The sequence below is a fragment of the Paraburkholderia sp. RL18-085-BIA-A genome, assembly GCF_046027075.1.
In the GTDB taxonomy this organism is placed as follows: domain Bacteria; phylum Pseudomonadota; class Gammaproteobacteria; order Burkholderiales; family Burkholderiaceae; genus Paraburkholderia.
Genome location: NZ_JARESU010000018.1, coordinates 90,189 through 111,284, shown reverse-complemented (window position 1 = coordinate 111,284; position 21,096 = coordinate 90,189). Strand labels below are relative to the sequence as shown.

Sequence of the window (21,096 nt, the reverse complement as noted above, 5' to 3'; positions counted from 1 at the left end):
CAACGGCTCACACCGCGACCCACACGTGGCCGTCTTCGACTCGCGTCTCGAACACTCCTACCGAATACGACGGGGTCTCCAGACATTCGCCGGTGCGCAGATCGAAGTGATGCTTGTAGATAGGCGACGCAACCACGACGCGTTCGCCGAGGCTGCCGATCAGCCCGCGCGACAGCACGGCCGCCTGCGAGCCCGGATCGAAGTTTTCGATCGCGTACACGATGTTGGCGCTGCCGTTGTCCACGTGGAAAACCGCCACCTGTTCGCCGTTCACTAGTGCGCAGACGCCCGTGTTCGGCGCGATGTCGTCGAGCGGGCAGATGGCCGTCCAGGGGCGTGGCAGGCGATCGTTGTTCATGGCGGTAGTCCTCGCAAGGTGGGCAATGAATGGGGCAATGGGTGATGCAAGCAGATGACGCAAAAAATCAGACCGTCTCGACGACGACAGGAATCGCCGCGATCCTCGAATGCCGCTCCGCGGGCGTCGCCGGCCGGATCTGCCCGCGTTCCTCGACGAAGCGGACGTTGCTGTCGGGCTCGCCGCTGTTGACGAAATGACGGAAGCGCTTGCGCGTTTCGGGATCGGTGACGGCCTTCTTCCACTCGCACTCGTAGGTGTCGATCACGTGCTGCATTTCCGCTTCGAGTTCGGCGGCCACGTTCAGGTGATCGTTGACCACCACGTCGATCAGGTACTCCAGACCGCCTTCGAGGTTGTCGCGCCACACGCTGGTGCGTTGCAGACGGTCGGCGGTGCGCACGTAAAACATCAGGAAGCGGTCGATGTAGCGGATCAGCGTGTCCTTATCGAGGTCCGAGGCAAGCAGTTCGGCATGGCGCGGCTTCATGCCGCCGTTGCCGCACACGTAGAGATTCCAGCCCTTCTCGGTGGCGATCACGCCGACGTCCTTGCCCTGCGCTTCCGCGCATTCGCGCGTGCAGCCCGACACGCCGAACTTGATCTTGTGCGGCGTGCGCAAGCCCTTGTAACGGTTCTCGAGTTCGACCGCGAGGCCCACCGAATCGCCGACGCCGTAGCGGCACCACGTCGAGCCGACGCACGACTTCACGGTGCGCAGCGACTTGCCGTACGCATGGCCGGATTCGAAGCCGGCTGCGATCAGTTCTTCCCAGATCGACGGCAGTTGCTCGACGCGCGCGCCGAACAGATCGACCCGCTGACCGCCGGTGATCTTCGTATAGAGGCCGTATTTCTTCGCGATCTGGCCGACCGCGATCAGGCCGTCGGGCGTCACTTCGCCGCCCGCCATGCGCGGCACGACCGAATAGGTGCCGTCGCGCTGGATGTTGGCGAGGTAGTAGTCGTTGGTGTCCTGCAATGACGCATGCTCTTTCTTCAGCACGAACTCGTTCCAGCACGACGCGAGAATGCTCGCGACCGCCGGCTTGCAGATTTCGCAGCCGAGTCCGTGGCCGTGCTTCGCAAGCAGTTCGCCGAAGCTGCGCACGCCCTCGACGCGCACGATGTGATACAGCTCCTGGCGCGAATACGAAAAGTGCTCGCAGACATGGTTGTTGACCGCGAGGCCCTGCTTCCTCATCTCGGCCTTCATGACCTGCGTGACGAGCGGCACGCAACCGCCGCACGAAGTGCCTGCACCGGTCGCGCATTTGAGAGCGCCGATGTCGGCGGCGCCCGCGCACACGGCCGCGCACAGATCGCCCTTCGACACGTTGTTGCACGAGCAGATCTGCGCGGCGGCGGGCAGCGCTTCGACGCCGAGCGCAGGCTTCGCGTTGCCGTCCGCTTGCGGCAGGATCAGAAATTCCGGCGCTTCCGGCAATTCGATGCGGTTCAGCATCATCTGCAACAGCGTGCCGTATTCGCTCGCGTCGCCGACCATCACGCCGCCGAGCAGATATTTGCCGCACTCGGACACCACCAGCTTCTTGTAGACCCGCTTGCGTTCGTCGCTGAACTGATACGCGCGGCTGCCTGGCGTGTTGCCGTGCGCGTCGCCGATGCTCGCCACGTCGACGCCCATCAGCTTGAGCTTCGTGCTCATGTCGGCGCCGGCGAATTCGGCGACGTCGCCGAGCAGTTGCCTGGCCACGGCACGCGCCATGTCGTAACCCGGCGCGACGAGCCCGAACAGTTGACCGTTCCACAGCGCACATTCGCCGATCGCGTAGATGTGCGGATCGCTGGTGCGGCACGCGTTGTCGACCACGATGCCGCCGCGCACGCCTAGCGTCAGACCGCATGCGCGCGCGAGATCGTCGCGCGGACGGATGCCGGCCGAGAACACGATCATGTCGGTGTCGAGGTGGCTGCCGTCCGCGAACTGCATGCGGTGCGTGCCCGCTTCGCCGTCGACGATCGCCGTGGTGTTCTTCTGCGTGTGCACCGTCACGCCCAGTTCTTCGATCTTCGTGCGCAGCACGCGGCCACCGCCGTCGTCGACCTGCACGGCCATCAGGCGCGGGGCGAATTCGACCACGTGCGTTTGCAGGCCCAGGTCGCGCAACGCCTTCGCGCATTCGAGACCGAGCAGCCCGCCGCCCACCACCGTGCCCGTCTTCGAGCGCGCGCCGCATTCCTGCATCGCCTGGAGATCGTCGATGGTTCGGTACACGAAGCAATCGGCACGCTCGCGCCCCGGCACCGGCGGCACGAACGGGTAGGAACCGGTCGCGAACACCAGCTTGTCGTAGGGCAACGTTTCGCCGCTCGACACCGTCACGGTGCGCGCGTCGCGGTCGACCGCGACGGCCTTCGTGTTCAGCTTCAGTTGCACATTCCGACTCTCGAAGAAGCCCGGCGCGACGAGCGACAGATCGTCCGCCGTCTTGCCCGCGAAGAATTCGGACAGATGCACGCGATCGTAGGCCGGCCGCGATTCCTCGCACAGCACCGTGATGTCCAGGCCGTGCGCGGCATCAAGCGCCAGGGTCTCGACCAGTTTGTGGCCGACCATCCCGTGACCGATAACGATGATTTTCATGAGCGCGGTGTCCTCAGTGTTCTTGGGCTTCGAGCGTCGCCGCCTGGTGTCTGGCGAAGCGGTTCCGGAAATAAAAACGGCGTCCCGCGAACCCAGTCGATGACTGAATTCGGGGGACGCCATTGTCCTGACCTTGGTACTGCGGCGAGCACTTTGTGTTGCACTCGCGGCGGATCCACGTTGATCCGATGGCAAGGCTTAATGCAAAGCCTGTGCCATGCAGCACGAAATGCCCACTACCAGGCCGTCGCGCGGGGCTTTGCGGGCAATCGCCGAGGTTTGCGGCACGCGCCGCGCGCGATGCGTTTTGATGCGGCGAAGCACATGGATGGTGCGACGCAGCACCTTGCACGTGCGAGACTGGGGCGCGCAGGCGGTGCGCCGGCAGCGTTCATTTCGCGTGGATCGCCAGGTTTGGCGCGGGACCGCGCGCGCATGGCGAACGCCTGGCGCGGTACTTGCGATGACCGGCTCGAAGTCATCGAGGCAACGTCGCTGCGATGACAGGACGACGCACCTGGTCGTGCTTCGTCCCGCTTGAACAGAGTTTGAAAACAGATCGCAGCAAGGACAACGGCGTCCGCTCGTGAGCTTCACGAGCGGACGCTTTTTTATTTGGCGCAATGCAAGCAGCCAGCAACACCGACAAGGACACCGTGATGAACAAGAACCTCGGCAAGGTCACGTTACTCAGCGCCGGCCCGGGCGACCTCGACCTGCTCACGCTCAAAGCCGCCAAAGCGCTCGCGGCCGCGGATGTCGTGCTGCTCGACGACCTTGCGAATCCCGACATCGTGACGCTCGCACCGCAAGCCCGCGCGATCCGCGTCGGCAAGCGCGGCGGTTGCCGCTCGACGCCGCAAGCGTTCATCGAACGTCTGATGCGCCGTTATGCGCTCAAGGGCTTGCACGTGGTGCGTGTGAAAGGCGGCGAGGCGCTGCTGTTCGGCCGCGCCGGCGAAGAACTCGCGGTGTTGCGCGAGGCCGGCATCACGGTGGAGATCGTCAACGGCATCACCTCGGGTTTCGCGGCGGCCGCGGGGCTCGGCATTTCGCTGACGCATCGGCGTCATTGTCATGGGGTGAGCTTCGTCACCGCGCACACCGAGGATCACGGCGAGCCGGACTGGGCCGCGCTCGCCGCGACCCGCACCACGCTGGCGATCTATATGGGAATGCGGCGTATCGCTAGTATTGCCGGCGCGTTGCTCGAAAGCCTGCCGGGCGACACGCCGGCCGCGGTCGTGCAATGGGCGGGCGGAATTAACGAGCGGCGGTTGCTGACACGTCTCGATCGGCTTGCCGACGACGCGACCAACGCGGGCTTCGACAGTCCCGCGGTGATTCTGGTGGGCAGCGCGATCGGCGAGAGTGTCGAGCGCATGTGTGGCGAGCATGACGGCCAGCTTGCTGCGGCCGCTGCCATGAATGCGGACGATGCGCTCGCCCGCGAAACGATTGCTTATGCCGCGTGAAGCGACTCGCGCGCTTCGACGCTGAACAGCATCATGTTTTGCCAGGCAAGCGGCGCGGACAAATACGAGCCCTTCTCCGCGAATGATGCCCCGCGTCGCGCAGAGATTACCGATACGCTAGCCGTCGGGAAAAATGATCGGTACGGGAATAAAGCGGCGCAACGTGTAGATTCGCGCGACGACACGGCTGAGACAGCTCGGGAAATTTGCATGATGACGGATCGCGCGCTTTGCGCACCATCGGTACCCCTGCGGAGCCGCGCTATATCCGCTCAGCTATGACGCGCGGGGCCCACCGCAAGGCCAACGCGTGAAGAAAAAACCGTGCCTGGGCTGCCAGAACACGGCAATCTCGCTGCGCGAACCCGGCAGAAGGTCCAGCGGGACTTCAAATTGCTCAACCAATAGCAAACCCCACCCCGGAGACCCCGGATGCTCACCCGCCCTGCCGCCCGCCTGCTGATCGCCGACGACGACGCGGACCTGCTCGCCGCCTACGCGCTCTACTTCAGCGCGCACGGCTTCGACATCCGCACCGCGCGCGACGGACTCGCCGCGCTCGCCGAGTACTGCGCGTGGCACCCGTCGGCCGCGTTGCTCGATGTGGAGATGCCACGTCTGGACGGCCGCGCGGTCGCCCGGCGCATCCGCTACGTGGCCGACACGCCCGCGCCGACGTTGGTCGCGGTAAGCGGCCTCGAACGCGCGGAAGAGGAAAGCGAGTCGTTGCGCTCGGGCTTCAACCATCATTTCGTCAAGCCGGTGCCGATGCCGGTGATTCTCGCGGCGCTGACCGGACGCGTCCGGCATTAGACGGTGGCCGCGCTCAATGCGCTTGTATCCGCTCGTCCAACGTGAAGCCAACTCGGCGTCCAACTTCCCTGTTGCAAACACCAGGCGCCGGTCGAATCAATCCCCGAAAGCCAGTTCGGCTTCAACCGCCTGCCCCACTCGCAGCCATGCCCCAGCGCCGCTCGCGACCAGCGCATTCGTGCCAAACGCGAGCGCGCCATCGAGTTGCTGCTTGGCCCGATAAACGCTCATCGTGTCGGTCGGTTCATTCGGCCACTCGGGATTGGGCGCGCCCTTCGCCTGATCGATGGTCGGCATCGGACAACGCGCGCATAGCTTGACGAGCCGTAGCTGCACGCGCGGCTGCGCGTGCGCGTCGCCGTCGATGCTGAGCGTTTCCACATAGTCCTCTTCGAAGGCATCGAGGCCGTTCAGCACGACATTGGGACGAAACCGGTCGATCGGAATCGACGGCGCGCCTTTGCTATTCAGGCGCGCGTTCAGATCGTCGAGCGAAGCCTGGCCGGCCACCAGCAGCGGGAAGCCGTCGGCGAACAGCGTGGTGGCGCCGCCGGTGCTGCTGGTGTAATCCGGATCGACGATCCGCTCGTGCTCCGGGTTGAAACGCAGGAGCCGCGCCGGCAGGCCGAGAAACGTCGAGAACCAGGCGGCGGTTTCTTCGCCGGTGTCGATGCCGTAGGCCGCGTCGCGCCACACTGAGGTCTGCACCCTGCGTGCGTCGTCGAGTCGCGCGGCGTCGAGCGGCGTGCGCAACTCGCTCATGCCGGGCGCGCGCAGCACCAGATCTTCCGCGCCAAGCTCGACCTTGATCAACGCCATGCGCGGATACGCGCGTTGCGTGAACATCGCGCCGTCGGGATCGGTGACCATCCAGCTGCGATCGTATTCGAGGCCGGTTGCGAGCAGCCGCGCTTCGCGCAGCGCGATGCCCGCACAGGATTTGACCGGATAGACGAACAGTTCGCTGATGGTAGGCATGGTGTGTGAGCGCGGGAATGTGGGCACGAGGCTCGATTGTAAAGCGGACTAATAACCGCCACTAGTCACGCCCCGCTACTCAAAGCTCCCGTTCAAGCCCGCTGGTCAAGCCCGTTGTTCAAGCCACACTACTCCCACCCTTCCAGCCTCAGCGTGGCGCGCACGAGCCGCTGCTCTTCCTGTTCGATTTCCCGTAGATTCGCGCACACGCTCGCGATGTGATCGGCCGCCGCCTTGCGCGCCTGCTCGGGCAGCTTGCCGGTGACGGCGTTATAGAGCCGCGCATGCTGACGATCGATCACCCGCTTTTGCGGCTCGCGGTGATACAGATTGTTGACCGACGCGAACACGGAACTGAGCAGCAGATCGGTCAGCGAACTCAGCGTATGCACCAGCACGGGGTTATGCGAGGCCTCGCAGATCGCCAGATGAAACGCGTGATCGAGCCGCGCGTGCGTCGACGCGCTCGTCTCCTTGCCGTGCGCCGCGAGCATTTCCTCGTAGCGGCGCGTGATCAGCACGAAGTCGGCGGCCGTGCCGCGCAGCGCAGCGAGCCGCGCGGACTCGGCCTCCAGCAGCGCGCGCACTTCGAACAGGTCGTAGAGCGTGCGCGGCTGCGAACCGAGCAGATGCATCAGCGGCGAGAGCGCGGGTGGCGCGGTGAGGCTCGCCACGAACGAGCCCCTGCCATGCGAAGTCTCGATGATGCCGCGCGCGCGTAACAGTTTCAGTCCTTCACGCAGCGCGGTGCGCGATACGCCGAGCTTGTCGGTGAGGCGCCGCTCGGACGGCAGCGCCTGCCCGGTTTTCAGCACGCCGTCGACGATCAGCCGCTCGATCCGCTCGGCGACCACGTCCGCGACCTGCCGGGGGTTGTCCAGATCCGTTGTCTGCATCGTTCAATCCAACTGGTGTGACCAGTTGAGAATGCTAGCACGCAGCGTCGAGAGATGCGCCGTGTAAGCTCAGCACGACAAGCCGCTGGCCGTAACCCAGCACAAGACCTCCACTCAAAAACTGGTACGACCACTAGTCGCAGCCATCGACAGCCACGGCCGCAGCCGCAACAATCCCGCCGGAGACATATTCGCGCGCGCGTGCCCACGGGCATTGCCGCCCGCGCCACGCCAGGAGACTTCCCATGAGCTATCTCTACGACGAGACCATCGACGGCCCGCTCGCGACGCACGACCAGGCCAATGTCGTCGCGCAGTTGCAGGCATTGATCCCCGGCTTGCAGTTGCTGCACGAGCAGGAAGATCTGCGGCCGTTCGAATGCGACGGCCTCGCCGCCTATCGCGCGACGCCGCTGCTGGTCGCGCTGCCCGATACCGTCGACCAGGTCGAGTCGCTGCTGAAATACGCGAACGCGCAAAAGATTCCGGTGGTCGCGCGTGGCGCGGGCACCGGTTTGTCGGGCGGCGCGCTGCCGCTCGACAAAGGCATCCTGCTGGTGATGGCGCGCTTCAACCGGATTCTCGACGTCGACCCCGAAGCCTGCACCGCGCGCGTGCAACCCGGCGTGCGCAACCTCGCGATCTCGCAGGCCGCCGCGCCGCACGGACTGTACTACGCGCCGGACCCGTCGTCGCAGATCGCCTGTTCGATCGGCGGCAACGTCGCGGAGAACGCGGGCGGCGTGCATTGCCTGAAGTACGGGCTGACCGTCAACAACATTCTCAAGCTCGAGATCCTCACCATCGATGGCGAGCGCATCACGCTCGGCTCGGAAGCGCTCGACGCCCCCGGCTTCGACTATCTCGCGCTCTTCACCGGCTCCGAAGGTATGCTCGGCATCGTCACCGAAGTCACCGTGAAGCTGCTCACGCGCCCGCCGAGCGCGAAGGTGCTGCTCGCCAGTTTCGACGACATCGAGCAGGCCGGCGCGGCGGTTGCGCGGATCATCGGCGCGGGCGTGATTCCGGGCGGCCTCGAAATGATGGACAACCTCGCGATCCGCGCGGCGGAAGACTTCATCCACGCGGGCTATCCGGTCGATGCCGCGGCGATCCTGCTGTGCGAAGTCGACGGCGTGGAGAGCGACGTGCAGGAAGATCTCGCGTGTGTCGAAGCGCTGCTGCGCGCGGCGGGCGCGACCGACATCCGCGTCGCGAAGGACGAAGCCGAACGCCTGCGCTTGTGGGCCGGCCGCAAGAACGCGTTCCCGGCGGTGGGCCGCATCTCGCCCGACTACTACTGCATGGACGGCACGATTCCGCGCCGCGAATTGCCGCGCGTGCTCAAGGGCATCGAAGCGCTGTCGAACGAATACGGGCTGAAGGTCGCCAACGTGTTTCATGCCGGCGACGGCAACATGCATCCGCTGATCCTGTTCGATGCGAACGCGCCCGGCGAAACGGGGCGCGCCGAAGCGCTCGGCGCGCGCATCCTCGAACTGTGCGTGGCGGTGGGCGGCAGCATCACCGGCGAGCACGGCGTGGGCCGCGAAAAGATCAACCAGATGTGCGCGCAATTCAACAGCGACGAACTGACGTTCTTCCACGCGCTGAAAGCCGCGTTCGACCCCAACGGGCTTCTCAATCCCGGCAAGAACGTGCCGACCTTGCACCGTTGCGCCGAATTCGGCTCGATGCACGTTCACCACGGCGCGTTGCCCTTTCCCGAACTGGAGCGTTTCTGATGCGCATCGAACCTGTCTCGATGGACGACAGCGAGCGCCTCGTCGCCGAAGTCTCTCAAGCGCTCGCGAGCGGCACGCCGCTGGCGATTCGCGGTGGTAACAGCAAGGCGTTTCTAGGCCGCGCGGTACAAGGCGTGGTGCTCGACACGCGCTCGCATCGCGGCGTGGTCAGCTACGATCCGACCGAACTCGTGATTACCGCGCGCGCCGGCACGCCGCTCGCCGAACTGAACGCCACGCTCGACGCCGCCGGGCAAATGCTGCCGTGCGAGCCGCCGGCCTTTGGCGGCGCTGCTACCGTCGGCGGCATGGTGGCGGCTGGGCTCGCCGGACCCCGCCGGCCGTGGTCCGGCTCGGTGCGCGACTTCGTGCTCGGCTGCCGCGTGATCACGGGCCACGCGAAGCATCTGCGCTTCGGCGGCGAGGTGATGAAGAACGTGGCCGGCTATGACGTGTCGCGTCTGCTCGCGGGCAGCTTCGGCTGCCTCGGGGTGATCACGGAAGTGTCGCTGAAGGTGCTGCCCAAACCGCGCGCGACCACCTGCCTGTCGCTCGAACTCGACGCGGGCGAGGCGCTGCGCGAACTGTCGGCATGGCGTCGCGCGGTGCTGCCGGTGAGCGCCGCGTGTCACGTCGACGGCCGTCTGCATGTGCGGCTCGAAGGCGGCGCGGGATCAGTGGCGTCGGCGCTGGACCGGATCGGCGGCAAACAGTTGGAGGCGGGGTTCTGGGACGATTTGCGCGAACACCGTCTGGGGTTTTTCGACGACCCGCGTCCGCTGTGGCGTCTATCGCTGCCGAACGCGTCGCCGCTGCTCGACCTGCCGGGCGACACGCTGCTCGACTGGGGTGGCGCGCAACGCTGGCTGAAAAGCGATGCGCCAGCCGCGACGCTGCGCCGGATCGCGCACGCGGCGGGCGGCCACGCGACCTGCTTCACACCGAACGCGGATGGGGACGTGGACGCGGACGCCGAACCGTTCACGCCGCTGGCGCCCGCATTGCTGCGCTTTCACCGGCAATTGAAACAGAAGCTCGATCCGCGCGGCCTCTTCAATCCCGGCCGCCTGTATGCCGGGCTATGAAAACCTGTAGGCGATCCACCGAAGGGAACACCAGCATGCAAACCAATCTCAGCGCTGTCGCCAAAACCCTGTCGCGCGCGGACGAAGCGGAACAGATCCTGCGCTCATGCGTGCACTGCGGCTTCTGCAACGCAACCTGCCCGACCTATCAACTGCTCGGCAATGAACTCGACGGGCCGCGCGGGCGCATCTATCTGATCAAGCAGATGCTCGAAGGCGAGCCAGTCACGCAGAAAACCCAACTGCACCTCGACCGCTGCCTCACCTGCCGCAACTGCGAAACCACCTGCCCGTCCGGCGTCACCTATCACGCGCTGCTCGACATCGGCCGCGCGGAACTGGAGCGGCGGGTTCAACGCCCCGCCGCCGAACGCCTGCTGCGCGAGGCTTTGCGCCGCACGATCCCGCATCCCGCGGTGTTCGACGCGCTGCTGAAAACCGGCCGCGCGCTGCGACCGTTTCTTCCGGCCGCGCTTGGACGTAAAATCCCCAAGCGTGGCGCCCGCCCGAAAGCGCGGCCGGTGTCGCGGCATCCGCGCACCATGCTGATGCTGGAAGGTTGCGTGCAACCCGCGCTGTCGCCGAACACCAACGCGGCCGCTGCGCGCGTGCTCGACCGGCTCGGCATCAGCATCGTGAATGCCGCGCAGGCCGGCTGCTGCGGAGCGACCGATTATCATCTGAACGCGCAGGAGGCAGGCCTCGCGCGCGCGCGGCGCAATATCGACGCGTGGTGGCCCGCAATCGAGGCCGGCGCCGAAGCGATCGTGCAAACGGCGAGCGGCTGTGGCGCGTTTGTCAAGGAATACGGGCATCTGTTGCGCGACGACCCGCGCTATGCGGCGAAAGCGCAGCGGGTCAGCGAACTGGCGCGGGACCTCGTCGAGGTGCTGGCTCGCGAGCCGCTCGACGGTTTGCTTACGAATTCAAAACTGGATTCACAAGCGGCGTTGCCGGCAGAACCGCCAACGCAGAAGCAGCGGCGAATCGCGTTTCACTGCCCATGCACGTTGCAACATGCGCAGAAGCTGGGCGGCGCGGTCGAGTCGGTCCTGCAACGGCTCGGCTTCGATCTGACTACGGTGCCCGATGCCCATCTGTGCTGCGGATCGGCGGGCACGTATTCGATCACCCAGCCCGAGCTTGCGCAGAGGTTGCGCAACAACCGGCTCGATGCACTGGAGAGCGGCAACCCGGAGTTGATCGTCACGGCCAACATCGGCTGCCAGACGCATCTGGACAGCGCCGGCCGCACGCCGGTGCGCCACTGGATAGAACTTGTAGAAGCATCCTTACCATAACCGAGACAGGACATTCATCATGCTGAGCAAACCCGTGTTGACCATTGCCGAAACGACCCGCATCCTCGAAGCCGCCCGCGCGGAAGCCGGCAAGCATCAGTGGGCCGTTGCGATCGTCGTGGCCGACGACGGCGGCCACCCACTCGGCATGCTGCGCCTCGACGGCAGCGCGCCGGCCAGCGCGTACATCGCGACCGAAAAGGCGCGCACCGCGGCGATCGGCCGCCGCGAGACCAAAGTCTACGAAGATATGATCAACAACGGCCGCACCGCATTCCTGAGCGCGCCGCTGCAAGGCACGCTGGAAGGCGGCGTGCCGGTGATCGTCGACGGCCAGGTGGTCGGCGCGGTCGGCGTGTCGGGGGTCAAGTCGGATCAGGACGCGCAGATCGCCAAGGCCGGTATCGCGGCGCTGGCCGCGTAAGACCGGCCGCCGTTCGCAACGACGCTCCCGCACCAATTCAAGTAACCTGTTGCAACCCCACGGACCGATGCCCCCTCATCGGTCCCATTCAGACAGATGGAGCAGTCGATGACTCAGATGAACCCGCGCGGCGGACTTAAGGTTGCCGCCAATCTCGACCAGTTCGTCGAAACCGAAGCCTTGCCCGGCACCGGAATCGACAGCGCCGCATTCTGGTCGGGTTTCGACGCCCTCGTGCACGAGCTGGCGCCCAAAAATCGCGCGCTGCTCGCCGAGCGCGACCGGCTGCAAACCGAACTGGACAACTGGCATCGCGCCAATCCAGGGCCGGTGCGCGACCTGCGCGCGTACCGTGCGTTTCTCGAAGGCATCGGCTATATCGTGCCGGTGCCGGCCCGCGTCAAAGCCACGACCGACCAGGTGGACACCGAAATCGCCGAACAGGCCGGCCCGCAACTGGTGGTGCCGCTGTCGAATCAGCGCTATGCGCTGAACGCGGCGAACGCGCGCTGGGGCAGCCTGTACGACGCGCTGTACGGCACCGACGCGATTCCCGAAACTAACGGCGCGGAAAAGCAGAAGGCGTTCAACCCGGTGCGCGGCGCGGCGGTGATCGCTTACGCACGCAAATTTCTCGATCAGGCCGCGCCGCTCGCGAACGGCTCGCACGCCGATGCGACGCGCTACAGCGTCGAAGGCAGAAAGCTGGTCGTCGCACTGAAGAACGGCACGAGCGCGCTGCAAACGCCCGCGCAATTCATCGGCTATCAGGGTGAAGAGAGCGCGCCGTCCGCGGTGCTGTTCAAGCACAACGGCCTGCACTTCGAAATCCAGATCGACGCGAACGATCCGATCGGCAAGACCGATGCGGCGCACGTGAAGGACGTGGTGGTCGAAGCGGCCGTGAGCACGATCATCGATTGCGAGGACTCGGTCGCGGCCGTGGATGCCGACGACAAGGTGCAGCTCTATCGCAACTGGCTCGGCCTGATGAACGGCGATCTGACCGAAGAGGTCACGAAGAACGGCAAGACCTTCACGCGCCGGCTGAACGAGGACCGCGTGTACGTCGCCGCGAACGGCACGGCGCCCGTCGTGCTGCATGGCCGCTCGCTGCTGTTCATCCGTAACGTTGGCCACCTGATGACGAATCCGGCGGTGCAGACCAAAGACGGCCACGAGATTCCGGAAGGCATTCTCGACGCGGTGATCACCACACTGTGCGCACTGCACGACCGCAAGAACCAGTTGAATTCGCGCACCGGCTCGATCTACATCGTCAAGCCGAAGATGCATGGGCCAGCCGAAGTCGCGTTCGCGAGCGAGCTGTTCGCGCGCGTCGAAGACCTGCTGAAGCTGCCGCGCAACACGATCAAGATGGGCATCATGGACGAGGAGCGCCGCACCAGCGTGAACCTGCTCGCCTGTATCGCCGAAGCGTCGGAGCGGGTGGCGTTCATCAACACGGGCTTCCTCGACCGCACCGGCGACGAGATGCACTCGACGATGGAAGCCGGCCCGATGATGCGCAAGGGCGACATGAAGTCGAGCACATGGATTGCCGCGTACGAGCGCAGCAACGTGCTGGTCGGATTGAGCGCGGGTTTGCGCGGCCGCTCGCAGATCGGCAAGGGTATGTGGGCGATGCCCGACCTGATGCACGCGATGCTCGAACAGAAGATCGCGCATCCGAAGGCCGGTGCGAACACCGCATGGGTGCCCTCGCCGACCGCCGCGGCGCTGCACGCGCTGCACTATCATCAGATCGACGTGCAGGCGGTCCAGCAGGAACTGGAGCGCACCGACTATGCGAAGGTGCGCGACGAACTGCTCGACGGCCTGCTGACGATTCCGGTGGTCGAATCGGCGAAGTGGAGCGACGACGAGATCCGCAGCGAAGTCGACAACAACGCGCAAGGCATTCTCGGCTACGTGGTGCGCTGGATCGACCAGGGCGTAGGCTGCTCGAAGGTGCCGGACATTCACAACGTCGGCCTGATGGAAGACCGCGCGACGCTGCGTATTTCGAGCCAGCACATCGCCAACTGGCTGCATCACGGCGTGGTGACGCGCGAACTCGTCGAAGAGACGTTCAAGCGGATGGCGAAGGTGGTCGACGAACAGAACGCGGGCGACCCGAACTACACGCCGATGGCGCCGGGGTTCGACACGATTGCGTTCAAGGCCGCGCATGCGCTGGTGTTCGAAGGACGCCAGCAGCCCAGCGGTTATACGGAACCGTTGCTGCACAAGTTCCGCCTTGAAGTGAAAAAGCAGCAGGGTTGACGGTGTTTTCGCTGGGCCGCTTCGCGTGTGATGACGCGTGAAGTGGTTTGAAATAAAAAACGGGCGCCGCGTGATGCGGCGCCCGTTTTTACTTATGCGAGCCTTTCGAGCCTTTCGAGCCTTTCGTGCGGTGATTCTTCCAGGCGTGGCTGAGCGCTGCGCTCAAACCCTTACGCCGCTTCCGCCGTGTACTGAGCCTGCGCGTTGCTCTGCATGTACGCGTGCAGATACGCTTCGAAATCCGCCTTCACTTCCGGATGGCGCAGCGCGAATTCCACCGTCGCCTTCAGATAGCCGAGCTTGCTGCCGCAATCGAAACGTGTGCCGAAGTAGCGATACGCGAGCACCTGCTCTTCGGTCAGCAGCGATTGCACCGCGTCGGTCAGTTGCAGTTCGCCGCCCGCGCCCGGCTTCAATGCGCGGATGTGCTTGAAGATGGTCGGCATCAGCACGTAGCGGCCCACCACGCCGAGGTTCGACGGCGCATTGTCCGGCGCCGGCTTCTCGACGATGCCCGACAGCTTGATCACGTTGTCTTCCCACTCGCGGCCGTCGACCACGCCGTACGAACGGCTGTCCTCGCGTGCGATGGTCTCGACGCCGATCACCGAGCTGTGATAGTGGTTGAAGGTATCGACGAGCTGGCTCATCACCGGCTTCGAACTGTGCAGCAGGTCGTCGGCGAGAATCACGGCGAACGGGCTGTCGCCCACCAGTTTCTCGGCGCACAGCACCGCATGGCCGAGACCCAGCGCTTCGGCCTGGCGCACATAGAAGCAGTCCACGTTGGCCGGCTTGATGCTGCGCACCAGATCGAGCAGCTTCTGCTTGTTGCGCGCTTCGAGTTCGGCTTCGATCTCATAGGACTTGTCGAAATGATCTTCGATCGCGCGCTTGCTGCGGCCCGTCACGAAGATCATCTCGGTGATGCCGGCGGCGATCGCTTCTTCGACCGCGTACTGGATCAGCGGCTTGTCGACGATCGGCAGCATTTCCTTGGGACTTGCTTTGGTAGCCGGCAGGAATCGTGTCCCGAGGCCCGCTACGGGAAACACGGCTTTGGTGACTTTCAGCATGGTAGGCATTCCCACATCGGTTAGAAATTAGTGTGTCCGCGGACCTGGCGGCCAATTGGTGACCATTAGATATCGCTGCAAAGACTAGCAAAAAAACCAGTCCGTTTCACGCGCGAATTTTTCTCGGTCGAATTAAAAAAATGATTCGATTTGTCCATGCCAGATAGTGGAAACCAACAGGCAAAAATGACATATTCCAATCGAATTATTTTTCAGCAATTCCGAAAATTTTACGGACCCGGCTGCCGGTCCGCGGGGGGCGAGCGACGCCGCAATTATAAATTGCCAGCGCGAATCGCGGCTCAGCACGGGCAACGCCGCGCGCGTGTCAGTCGTTTTCGTCGACGGGCGGCAGCTTGCCCGGATTCATCCGGTAACGGCGGATAGGCTCGTTGCGCAGCGCCTCCCGGTACGCGGAGGCGGCGGCAAGGATCAGCAGCACGGCAACGCCGGCGAGTATATGCAGGTTCATGACTTCACCTCTGGTCAGGAAAATCCGTGCTTTAAAATTAGCACGACAAAAGCGGCAAATAATTCAATGCCGCATCTGCTTATGCTAAATTACAATTCGTCACAAAATCATTATTCAATTCAAATGCGGCGGGCATTTTTTTAGCGTTTTTTTACGGCCTTCGTGCTCTAGCATGTGATGCAGCGCGGGCGCGCACGGCGCCCGGCAATCCGCTTCTTTCCGTTCAGAATATAAGGACCGCGCATGAGCGACTCAGCATTGGATGCCGCCGGCTCATCCCTGCCCCTCTCCCCGCCACGAACTGCCGCAACGTCACGCGCGCCGGGCGAAGCGCGCGTCGACAGCGCCGGCAAGGAGCACGTGATCGACGCGATGCGCGGCTTTGCCGCGCTGCTGGTCGCGTATTTTCATTGCCGCCAGGTCGCCTGGGTCGGCATGCAGGCATTTCACCAGAGCGTCGGCCATGCGTTCAGTCTGAGCGCGATCGCGGCTTATCTGACGTTCCCGATTGCGTGGGGCTCGGCGGGCGTGCCGATTTTCTTCGTCATCAGCGGCTATTGCATTCATCGCGGCGGCGCGTTGCGCCTCGCCAGCAATCCCGCTTACCGGCTCGACACCTTGAATTTCTGGGTGCGCCGCTTCGCGCGCATTTATCCGGTGCTGCTCGCGGCGCTGCTGCTGACTTTCGCGCTCGACTGGTACAGCCTGCAATTGCCGCCGGTCAGCCACAAGATCCGCGAGATCGGTTTGCACGCGTTCCTCGTCAACCTGTTGTCGCTGCAAGGGGTGGCCGGCAAGACGTATGGCTCGAACGGCGCGCTGTGGACGCTTTCGCTCGAAGTGCAGTTCTACGCGATCTATCCGCTGCTGTTCGCGCTGCGCCGGCGCATTGGCATGACGTCCGTGCTCGCGATCGTCGCGGTGGTCAACGTGGTGTCCGCTTATGTACTCGAACGCCACGACATCCAGTTCTTCACGTCGTACTGGTTTTCGTGGACGCTCGGCGCGTGGATCGCGGACGCGCGAGCCAGCAGCACTAGTGGCCCTTCGCAAACGCGCTCGTCACTGTGGCTGTATGTGCTGGCCGCGGGCTTCATCGTGCTCGGCTGCGTGGCGTTTCATTTCGGCCAGTACGGCGCGTTCCAGTTGTGGGCGCTCGGCTTCGCGTTCTATCTGTACAAGGCGTTGGAGCGTCCCAACGGCGCGCGGCGCGCAACGTTCGGGATGCGCTTGCTGTCCCGTTTCGGCGACTTCAGCTTCTCGCTGTACCTGATCCATCTGCCGATCTTCGTGCTGCTGTCGTCGCTGCTGTTCCGCTCGTCGTTGCAGATGTCGATCTGGCCGTCGTTCGGCTACATGCTGGTGGCCGTGCCGGTTGCCTATGTGTTCTACCGGCTGGTCGAACTGCCCGCGATGAAGTGGTCGGCCAGCTTCAAACCGAAGACCGCGCGGGTTTCGAAATAAAAAGCTCGCGATAAAAAGACGGAGCGGAGGTCCGTGGACCTTCGCTCCGCTGCGCCAACGACAAGGACGGCCGAGTCCTTGCCTAACCCCGCGTCAAACCTGTACCTATCCAACCGCGCCGGCCTGAGCCCAAGGAGACTCATATCTCCCCAGGCTCTCCGGCGCTTTTTAACGCCCCGCCACGCGCTTCAGAATCCGCGCGACACCGTCCACGTAGGTCGCCGTGCCGAACCGGCTCAGCGCCGTCCGATAGCCGTTGCTGACCAGCTTGTTGCGCAGGTCGTCGTTCGAACGCAATTCCGCGAGCGTGTCGGCCAGACCGTGCGCATCGCCCGGCGTGCACAGCACGCCGTTTTCGTGGTCGTCGATGATCTCCAGCACGCCACCCGCGCGCGCGGCCACCACCGGCCGCTGCGCCAGCATCCCTTCGACGATCACGCGGCCGAACGGCTCCGGCGTGATCGACGTATGGACGACCGCGTCGACCGCGCACATGCAGGCCGGAATGTCATGCTGGAAGCCGAGGAAATGCACCCGGTCGGCCAGATCGTGCGCGGCGACGAACGCGTGCAACTCGCTCTCGTACTGATCCTCGCCGAACAGCGGCGCACCCACCAGCACCGCGTGCATCTGCGGATTGAGTACCATCGCTTCGAGCAGCACGTGCTGCCCTTTCCAGCGCGCGAGGCGGCTGAACGAGCCGACCAGGAACGCGTCGCGCGGCAGGTTCAGGCGCTCGCGCAGCGTCGCTTGGGGCACCGTGCGCAACGCGTCGAACGGCTCGGCGGAAATGCCGTTGAACACCACGTCGACGCGCTTGTCGTCGAACTTCGTGAGTTCGGTGAACGCGCGCGCCGACGCGGCCGAATTGGCGATCACGTGCGTGAGGCCAAGGCGCGCGCACCACTTGATGATTGCGAGTTGCTTGCCGCCGAAATGCTCGCGGCTCACGATGTCGCGCAGATGCCAGACCACCGGGCGCCGCGCCAGCTTGCCGGCGAGCGCGCCGATCACCATCGCGCGCTGGGTGTTCGCGTAGATCACGTCGGCTGCGCGTGCGCGTTTCGCAGTGGCGCGCACGAGCGACAGTAGTCCTTTCAACGCCTGGCCCTTCGGCAGCGATCCGCCTTGCTTGCGCACATGGCGCAACGCGCCGGCATCCAGCACGTCGACAGTGACGCCTGCTTCGGCGAGCGCGGTGCGGAACGGGCCGTCGTCGAACAGCACGACTTCGATGCGCGAGCGCAGCGCCTTGACGATTTCCAGCAGCGACAACTCGGCGCCGCCCAGCACGCCGCTTTGATCGACGGCGAGAATGCGCGGCGCGCTGGCTGCCGCCTCGGCTTTGTACGGCACGTACGGCGCCAGCTTCGCCCCGCGCAACGCCGGCACCGCCGCACGCACATGCGAGAAGAAGCGCTCGCGGAAATGCGCGGCGGAAAACTGCTCGGCGTTGGCCCGGCAATCCGTCGGCGACACGCGCGCGATGTGCTCGTCGAAACGGCGCACCGCCGAGATGATCGATTCGGCATCCTGCTCGTCGAAGAACATCCCGGTGGGCCGCGACTCCGACAGATCGCGCACCGTTTCGAGCGCCCCGCCCTTGCCGTACGCGATCACCGGCGTGCCGCAAGCCTGCGCCTCGACCACTGAGATGCCGAAGTCTTCCTCGGCGGCGAACACGAAGGCCTTCGCGCGGCTCATCCGGTCCTTGAGCACCTTGAACGGCTGGTAGCCCATGATCTCCACGTTCGGCCCCGCCTTCGCGCGGATCTTCTCCATGTCGGGGCCGTCGCCGATCACGACCAGCTTGCGCTCGGGCATGCGCGCGAAGGCTTCGACGATCAGATCGATCTTCTTGTACGGCACCATCCGCGACGCGGTCAGATAGAAGTCGTCCTTTTCCGTGCACAGCGAAAACGCTTCGACATCGACCGGCGGAAAGATCACCTTCGCGTCGCGCTGATAGACCTTCTTGATGCGCCGCGCGATGAAGTCCGAGTTCGCGACGAAGCCGTCCACCGAGTTCGACGTGCGGATATCCCAGTTGCGGATGTAATGCAGAATCAGCCGCGCGAGCGCCGACTTCGGGCCGTTGGTCAGCTTCGACTGCTGCAGGTACTGGTGTTGCAGATCCCACGCGTAGCGGATCGGCGAATGCACGTAGCTGATATGCACCTGGTCGGGGCCGGTCAGAATGCCCTTGGCGACCGCGTGGCTGCTGGAGATCACCACGTCGTACGCGGACACGTCGAGCTGCTCGATCGCGAGCGGCATCAGCGGCAGATACGAGCGGTACTTGCTGCGCGCGAGCGGCAGCTTCTGGATGAACGACGTCGTCACGGACTTGCCGCGCAGGAAGCTGCGGTCGTCGAGAAAGTCGACGAGACTGAACAGGTCCGCGTCCGGAAAACACGCGACGATCTGCTCGAGCACTTTCTCCGCGCCCGCATAGGTGACGAGCCAGTCATGCACGATCGCGATGCGCACGGTCTTGCCGGCGCGAAACGCGGTGCGGCGTGGCGTGGCTGGCACGCCGGGCACGCTCGTGAGTTCGGCGAGAGCGCTGCGCGTCGCGGGTCGCAGCGCGGCTTCTTCAAGGACTTCCTGGTTCATGCGCTTTTCCTCGGATTCAGTCGCAACAGCAGTGAGCGCGCAAGATTGCGCAAGGCGGGAGTCATCGTGATCGACCAGGCGATGTTCGCGCCGACCATCAGCACGCCGGCGGCGATCGCCAGCGCGAGACTTGGCACCAGGCCCGCAAGCCACAGGCTTGCAAGCAGAAAGGCGAGATGGGCGAGCATGTCGAGCGCGATCTGGCGCGCGCGGATCGCCGAGAAGTGCAGCAGCACCGCGTAGTCGAACAGCGCGCGGCCGGCGACGGCCACCGCCGCGCCGGTCAAACCGAAGTGCGTGATGCCGAGCCACAATGCCCCTGCAAACAGCGGCAATTCGACGAGACCGACGCGCGCGGCAGTGGCCGGATTGACCTGCGACTGGATCAGAATCCGCGTGACGTTCGCCTGACCGACCAGCCATACGGCGATGATCATGATGCGGCCCACGGGTGCGGCCACCGTGGCGATCTCATTGCCGACCCACAAATGCAGGAACGGTTCGAGCACCAGCATCGCGACCAGCGCGACCGGCGTGAACACGCCGTTCAGAAATTCGAGCGACTGCTGCGTGATGGTGTCGGCGTCCGCGCGGCCAACCGCGGACAAGCGCGGAAACAGCGTGCGCACCAGCGCGGTCGGCACGATGTTCAAACGCGTGACGAGGTTTTGCGGCACCGTGTAGTACGTGACGAAACGCGCGCCGAGACTCGTGCCGAGCATCACGCGGTCGAGCGAGTCGGCGACCATCGTGGTGACGCTGGCAATCAGCATCCAGCCGCCGAAGTTGAAGAGCCCCTTCGCGACACCGAACTGCGGCGGCAACACGCGGCGAATGTCCAGCACCTTCAACGCGGAGCGGCCGAGCAGCAGCGCGGCCAGAATCCGCGCGAACACCGCCGCGGCGAGCACGTTCTGCAACGTCGCGCCGAGCCACAACGCAGCACCCAGCGGCAGCAACTGAAACAGAAACGTGCCGAGCGTCTGATTGGTGTTGTAGACGCCGAAGCGTTCCGCGCCGTTGATCGCGCCGGCGAACACCCACGACACGTTGGCGATCGGAATCGCCACCGCGAGCCACGGCAGCGCCATATACACCTCGTGCTGAAGCTCGGGCGACACCTTGGTGAAGTACGCGGTGTACAGAAACGCGCCGAAGTAGATGATCAGGCCGCCGATCACGCCGGTCGCGAGGTTGAGCCACGTCGCGCTCCAGAACACGCGCGCGCTTTCGTCCTTGTCGCCGGATGCGCGCGCCTTCGAGATGTGGTTCTGCGCGGCCATGCTCATGCCGAGATCGAGAATCCCGAAGTAGCCGATCAAAGTCCACACGAGACTGATCACGCCGTAGCGCTCGACGCCGAGCAGCTTGATATACGACGGCACGGTCACGAGCGAGACGAAGGTCGGCAGCACCAGCCCGAAGAAATTGATCGCTACGTTCCTGAGAATGCCTTTGTCCATCGGATGCCTTGGGTTTGACTGCGATTGCGTTTGCGG

At 64.7% G+C, this 21,096-nt stretch carries 16 protein-coding genes; 8 read left to right on the top strand and 8 right to left on the bottom strand.

Features of this window, described 5'->3' with window-relative positions; genetic code table 11:
- Nucleotides 1-7: 7 nt before the first annotated feature.
- Entirely contained in the window at nucleotides 8-358 is a 351-nt protein-coding gene (gene nirD, locus P0D89_RS15415; RefSeq protein WP_408358115.1) for a nitrite reductase small subunit NirD, read from the bottom strand.
- A 67-nt stretch (nucleotides 359-425) separates the two neighbouring features.
- Nucleotides 426-2,966, bottom strand: coding sequence for a nitrite reductase large subunit NirB (nirB, locus tag P0D89_RS15410; protein WP_408376893.1), 2,541 nt, complete (start codon nucleotides 2,964-2,966; stop codon nucleotides 426-428).
- Between the two features lie 659 nt (nucleotides 2,967-3,625).
- On the opposite strand from nirB, the gene cobA reads away from it, so the two are divergent.
- On the top strand, nucleotides 3,626-4,441 hold the full coding sequence (gene cobA, locus P0D89_RS15405; RefSeq protein ID WP_408358117.1) for a uroporphyrinogen-III C-methyltransferase: 816 nt from the start codon (nucleotides 3,626-3,628) through the stop codon (nucleotides 4,439-4,441).
- A gap of 432 nt (nucleotides 4,442-4,873) precedes the next feature.
- Nucleotides 4,874-5,254 (top strand): response regulator, encoded by a 381-nt coding sequence (locus P0D89_RS15400; protein ID WP_408358118.1) that lies wholly within the window; start codon nucleotides 4,874-4,876, stop codon nucleotides 5,252-5,254.
- 96 nt (nucleotides 5,255-5,350) lie between these two features.
- Here the strand turns inward: P0D89_RS15400 and P0D89_RS15395 are convergent, their stop codons facing one another.
- Both P0D89_RS15395 and glcC read right to left on the bottom strand, forming a co-directional pair.
- Nucleotides 5,351-6,232, bottom strand: coding sequence for an MOSC domain-containing protein (locus P0D89_RS15395; RefSeq protein ID WP_408358119.1), 882 nt, complete (start codon nucleotides 6,230-6,232; stop codon nucleotides 5,351-5,353).
- Between the two features lie 128 nt (nucleotides 6,233-6,360).
- The gene (gene glcC, locus P0D89_RS15390; RefSeq protein WP_408358120.1) at nucleotides 6,361-7,128 is read right to left on the bottom strand and encodes a transcriptional regulator GlcC; all 768 of its coding nucleotides are present in this window, start codon (nucleotides 7,126-7,128) and stop codon (nucleotides 6,361-6,363) included.
- A gap of 245 nt (nucleotides 7,129-7,373) precedes the next feature.
- Here glcC and glcD point away from each other — a divergent pair, with 245 nt between their 5' ends.
- The 5 genes from glcD (at nucleotide 7,374) to P0D89_RS15365 (ending at nucleotide 13,969) form a co-directional block, all read left to right on the top strand.
- Nucleotides 7,374-8,873, top strand: a complete 1,500-nt coding sequence (gene glcD, locus P0D89_RS15385; RefSeq protein ID WP_408358121.1) for a glycolate oxidase subunit GlcD — start codon at nucleotides 7,374-7,376, stop codon at nucleotides 8,871-8,873.
- Nucleotides 8,873-9,958, top strand: a complete 1,086-nt coding sequence (glcE, locus tag P0D89_RS15380) for a glycolate oxidase subunit GlcE (RefSeq protein ID WP_408376892.1) — start codon at nucleotides 8,873-8,875, stop codon at nucleotides 9,956-9,958. The genes glcD and glcE overlap by 1 nt, the downstream gene beginning before the upstream one ends.
- 35 nt (nucleotides 9,959-9,993) lie before the next feature.
- A complete protein-coding gene (glcF, locus tag P0D89_RS15375) occupies nucleotides 9,994-11,259 on the top strand; it encodes a glycolate oxidase subunit GlcF (protein WP_408358123.1) in 1,266 nt (421 codons plus the stop codon).
- Between the two features lie 19 nt (nucleotides 11,260-11,278).
- Nucleotides 11,279-11,683 carry a heme-binding protein gene (locus tag P0D89_RS15370; protein WP_408358124.1) on the top strand — a complete coding sequence of 135 codons (405 nt, stop codon included), beginning with the start codon at nucleotides 11,279-11,281 and terminating at the stop codon, nucleotides 11,681-11,683.
- Nucleotides 11,684-11,791: 108 nt separating this feature from the next.
- Nucleotides 11,792-13,969 (top strand): malate synthase G, encoded by a 2,178-nt coding sequence (locus P0D89_RS15365; protein WP_408358125.1) that lies wholly within the window; start codon nucleotides 11,792-11,794, stop codon nucleotides 13,967-13,969.
- A gap of 170 nt (nucleotides 13,970-14,139) precedes the next feature.
- Here the strand turns inward: P0D89_RS15365 and galU are convergent, their stop codons facing one another.
- Both galU and P0D89_RS15355 read right to left on the bottom strand, forming a co-directional pair.
- Nucleotides 14,140-15,045 (bottom strand): UTP--glucose-1-phosphate uridylyltransferase GalU, encoded by a 906-nt coding sequence (gene galU, locus P0D89_RS15360; protein ID WP_408358126.1) that lies wholly within the window; start codon nucleotides 15,043-15,045, stop codon nucleotides 14,140-14,142.
- A gap of 328 nt (nucleotides 15,046-15,373) precedes the next feature.
- Nucleotides 15,374-15,517, bottom strand: coding sequence for a hypothetical protein (locus P0D89_RS15355; RefSeq protein ID WP_408376891.1), 144 nt, complete (start codon nucleotides 15,515-15,517; stop codon nucleotides 15,374-15,376).
- A gap of 243 nt (nucleotides 15,518-15,760) precedes the next feature.
- Here P0D89_RS15355 and P0D89_RS15350 point away from each other — a divergent pair, with 243 nt between their 5' ends.
- Entirely contained in the window at nucleotides 15,761-16,981 is a 1,221-nt protein-coding gene (locus P0D89_RS15350) for an acyltransferase family protein (protein WP_408358128.1), read from the top strand.
- A gap of 168 nt (nucleotides 16,982-17,149) precedes the next feature.
- Here P0D89_RS15350 and P0D89_RS15345 read toward each other — a convergent pair whose 3' ends face one another.
- Nucleotides 17,150-19,597, bottom strand: coding sequence for a glycosyltransferase family 4 protein (locus P0D89_RS15345; protein ID WP_408358129.1), 2,448 nt, complete (start codon nucleotides 19,595-19,597; stop codon nucleotides 17,150-17,152).
- Entirely contained in the window at nucleotides 19,594-21,060 is a 1,467-nt protein-coding gene (locus P0D89_RS15340; protein WP_408358130.1) for a flippase, read from the bottom strand. The genes P0D89_RS15345 and P0D89_RS15340 overlap by 4 nt, the downstream gene beginning before the upstream one ends.
- Nucleotides 21,061-21,096 lie beyond the last annotated feature (36 nt).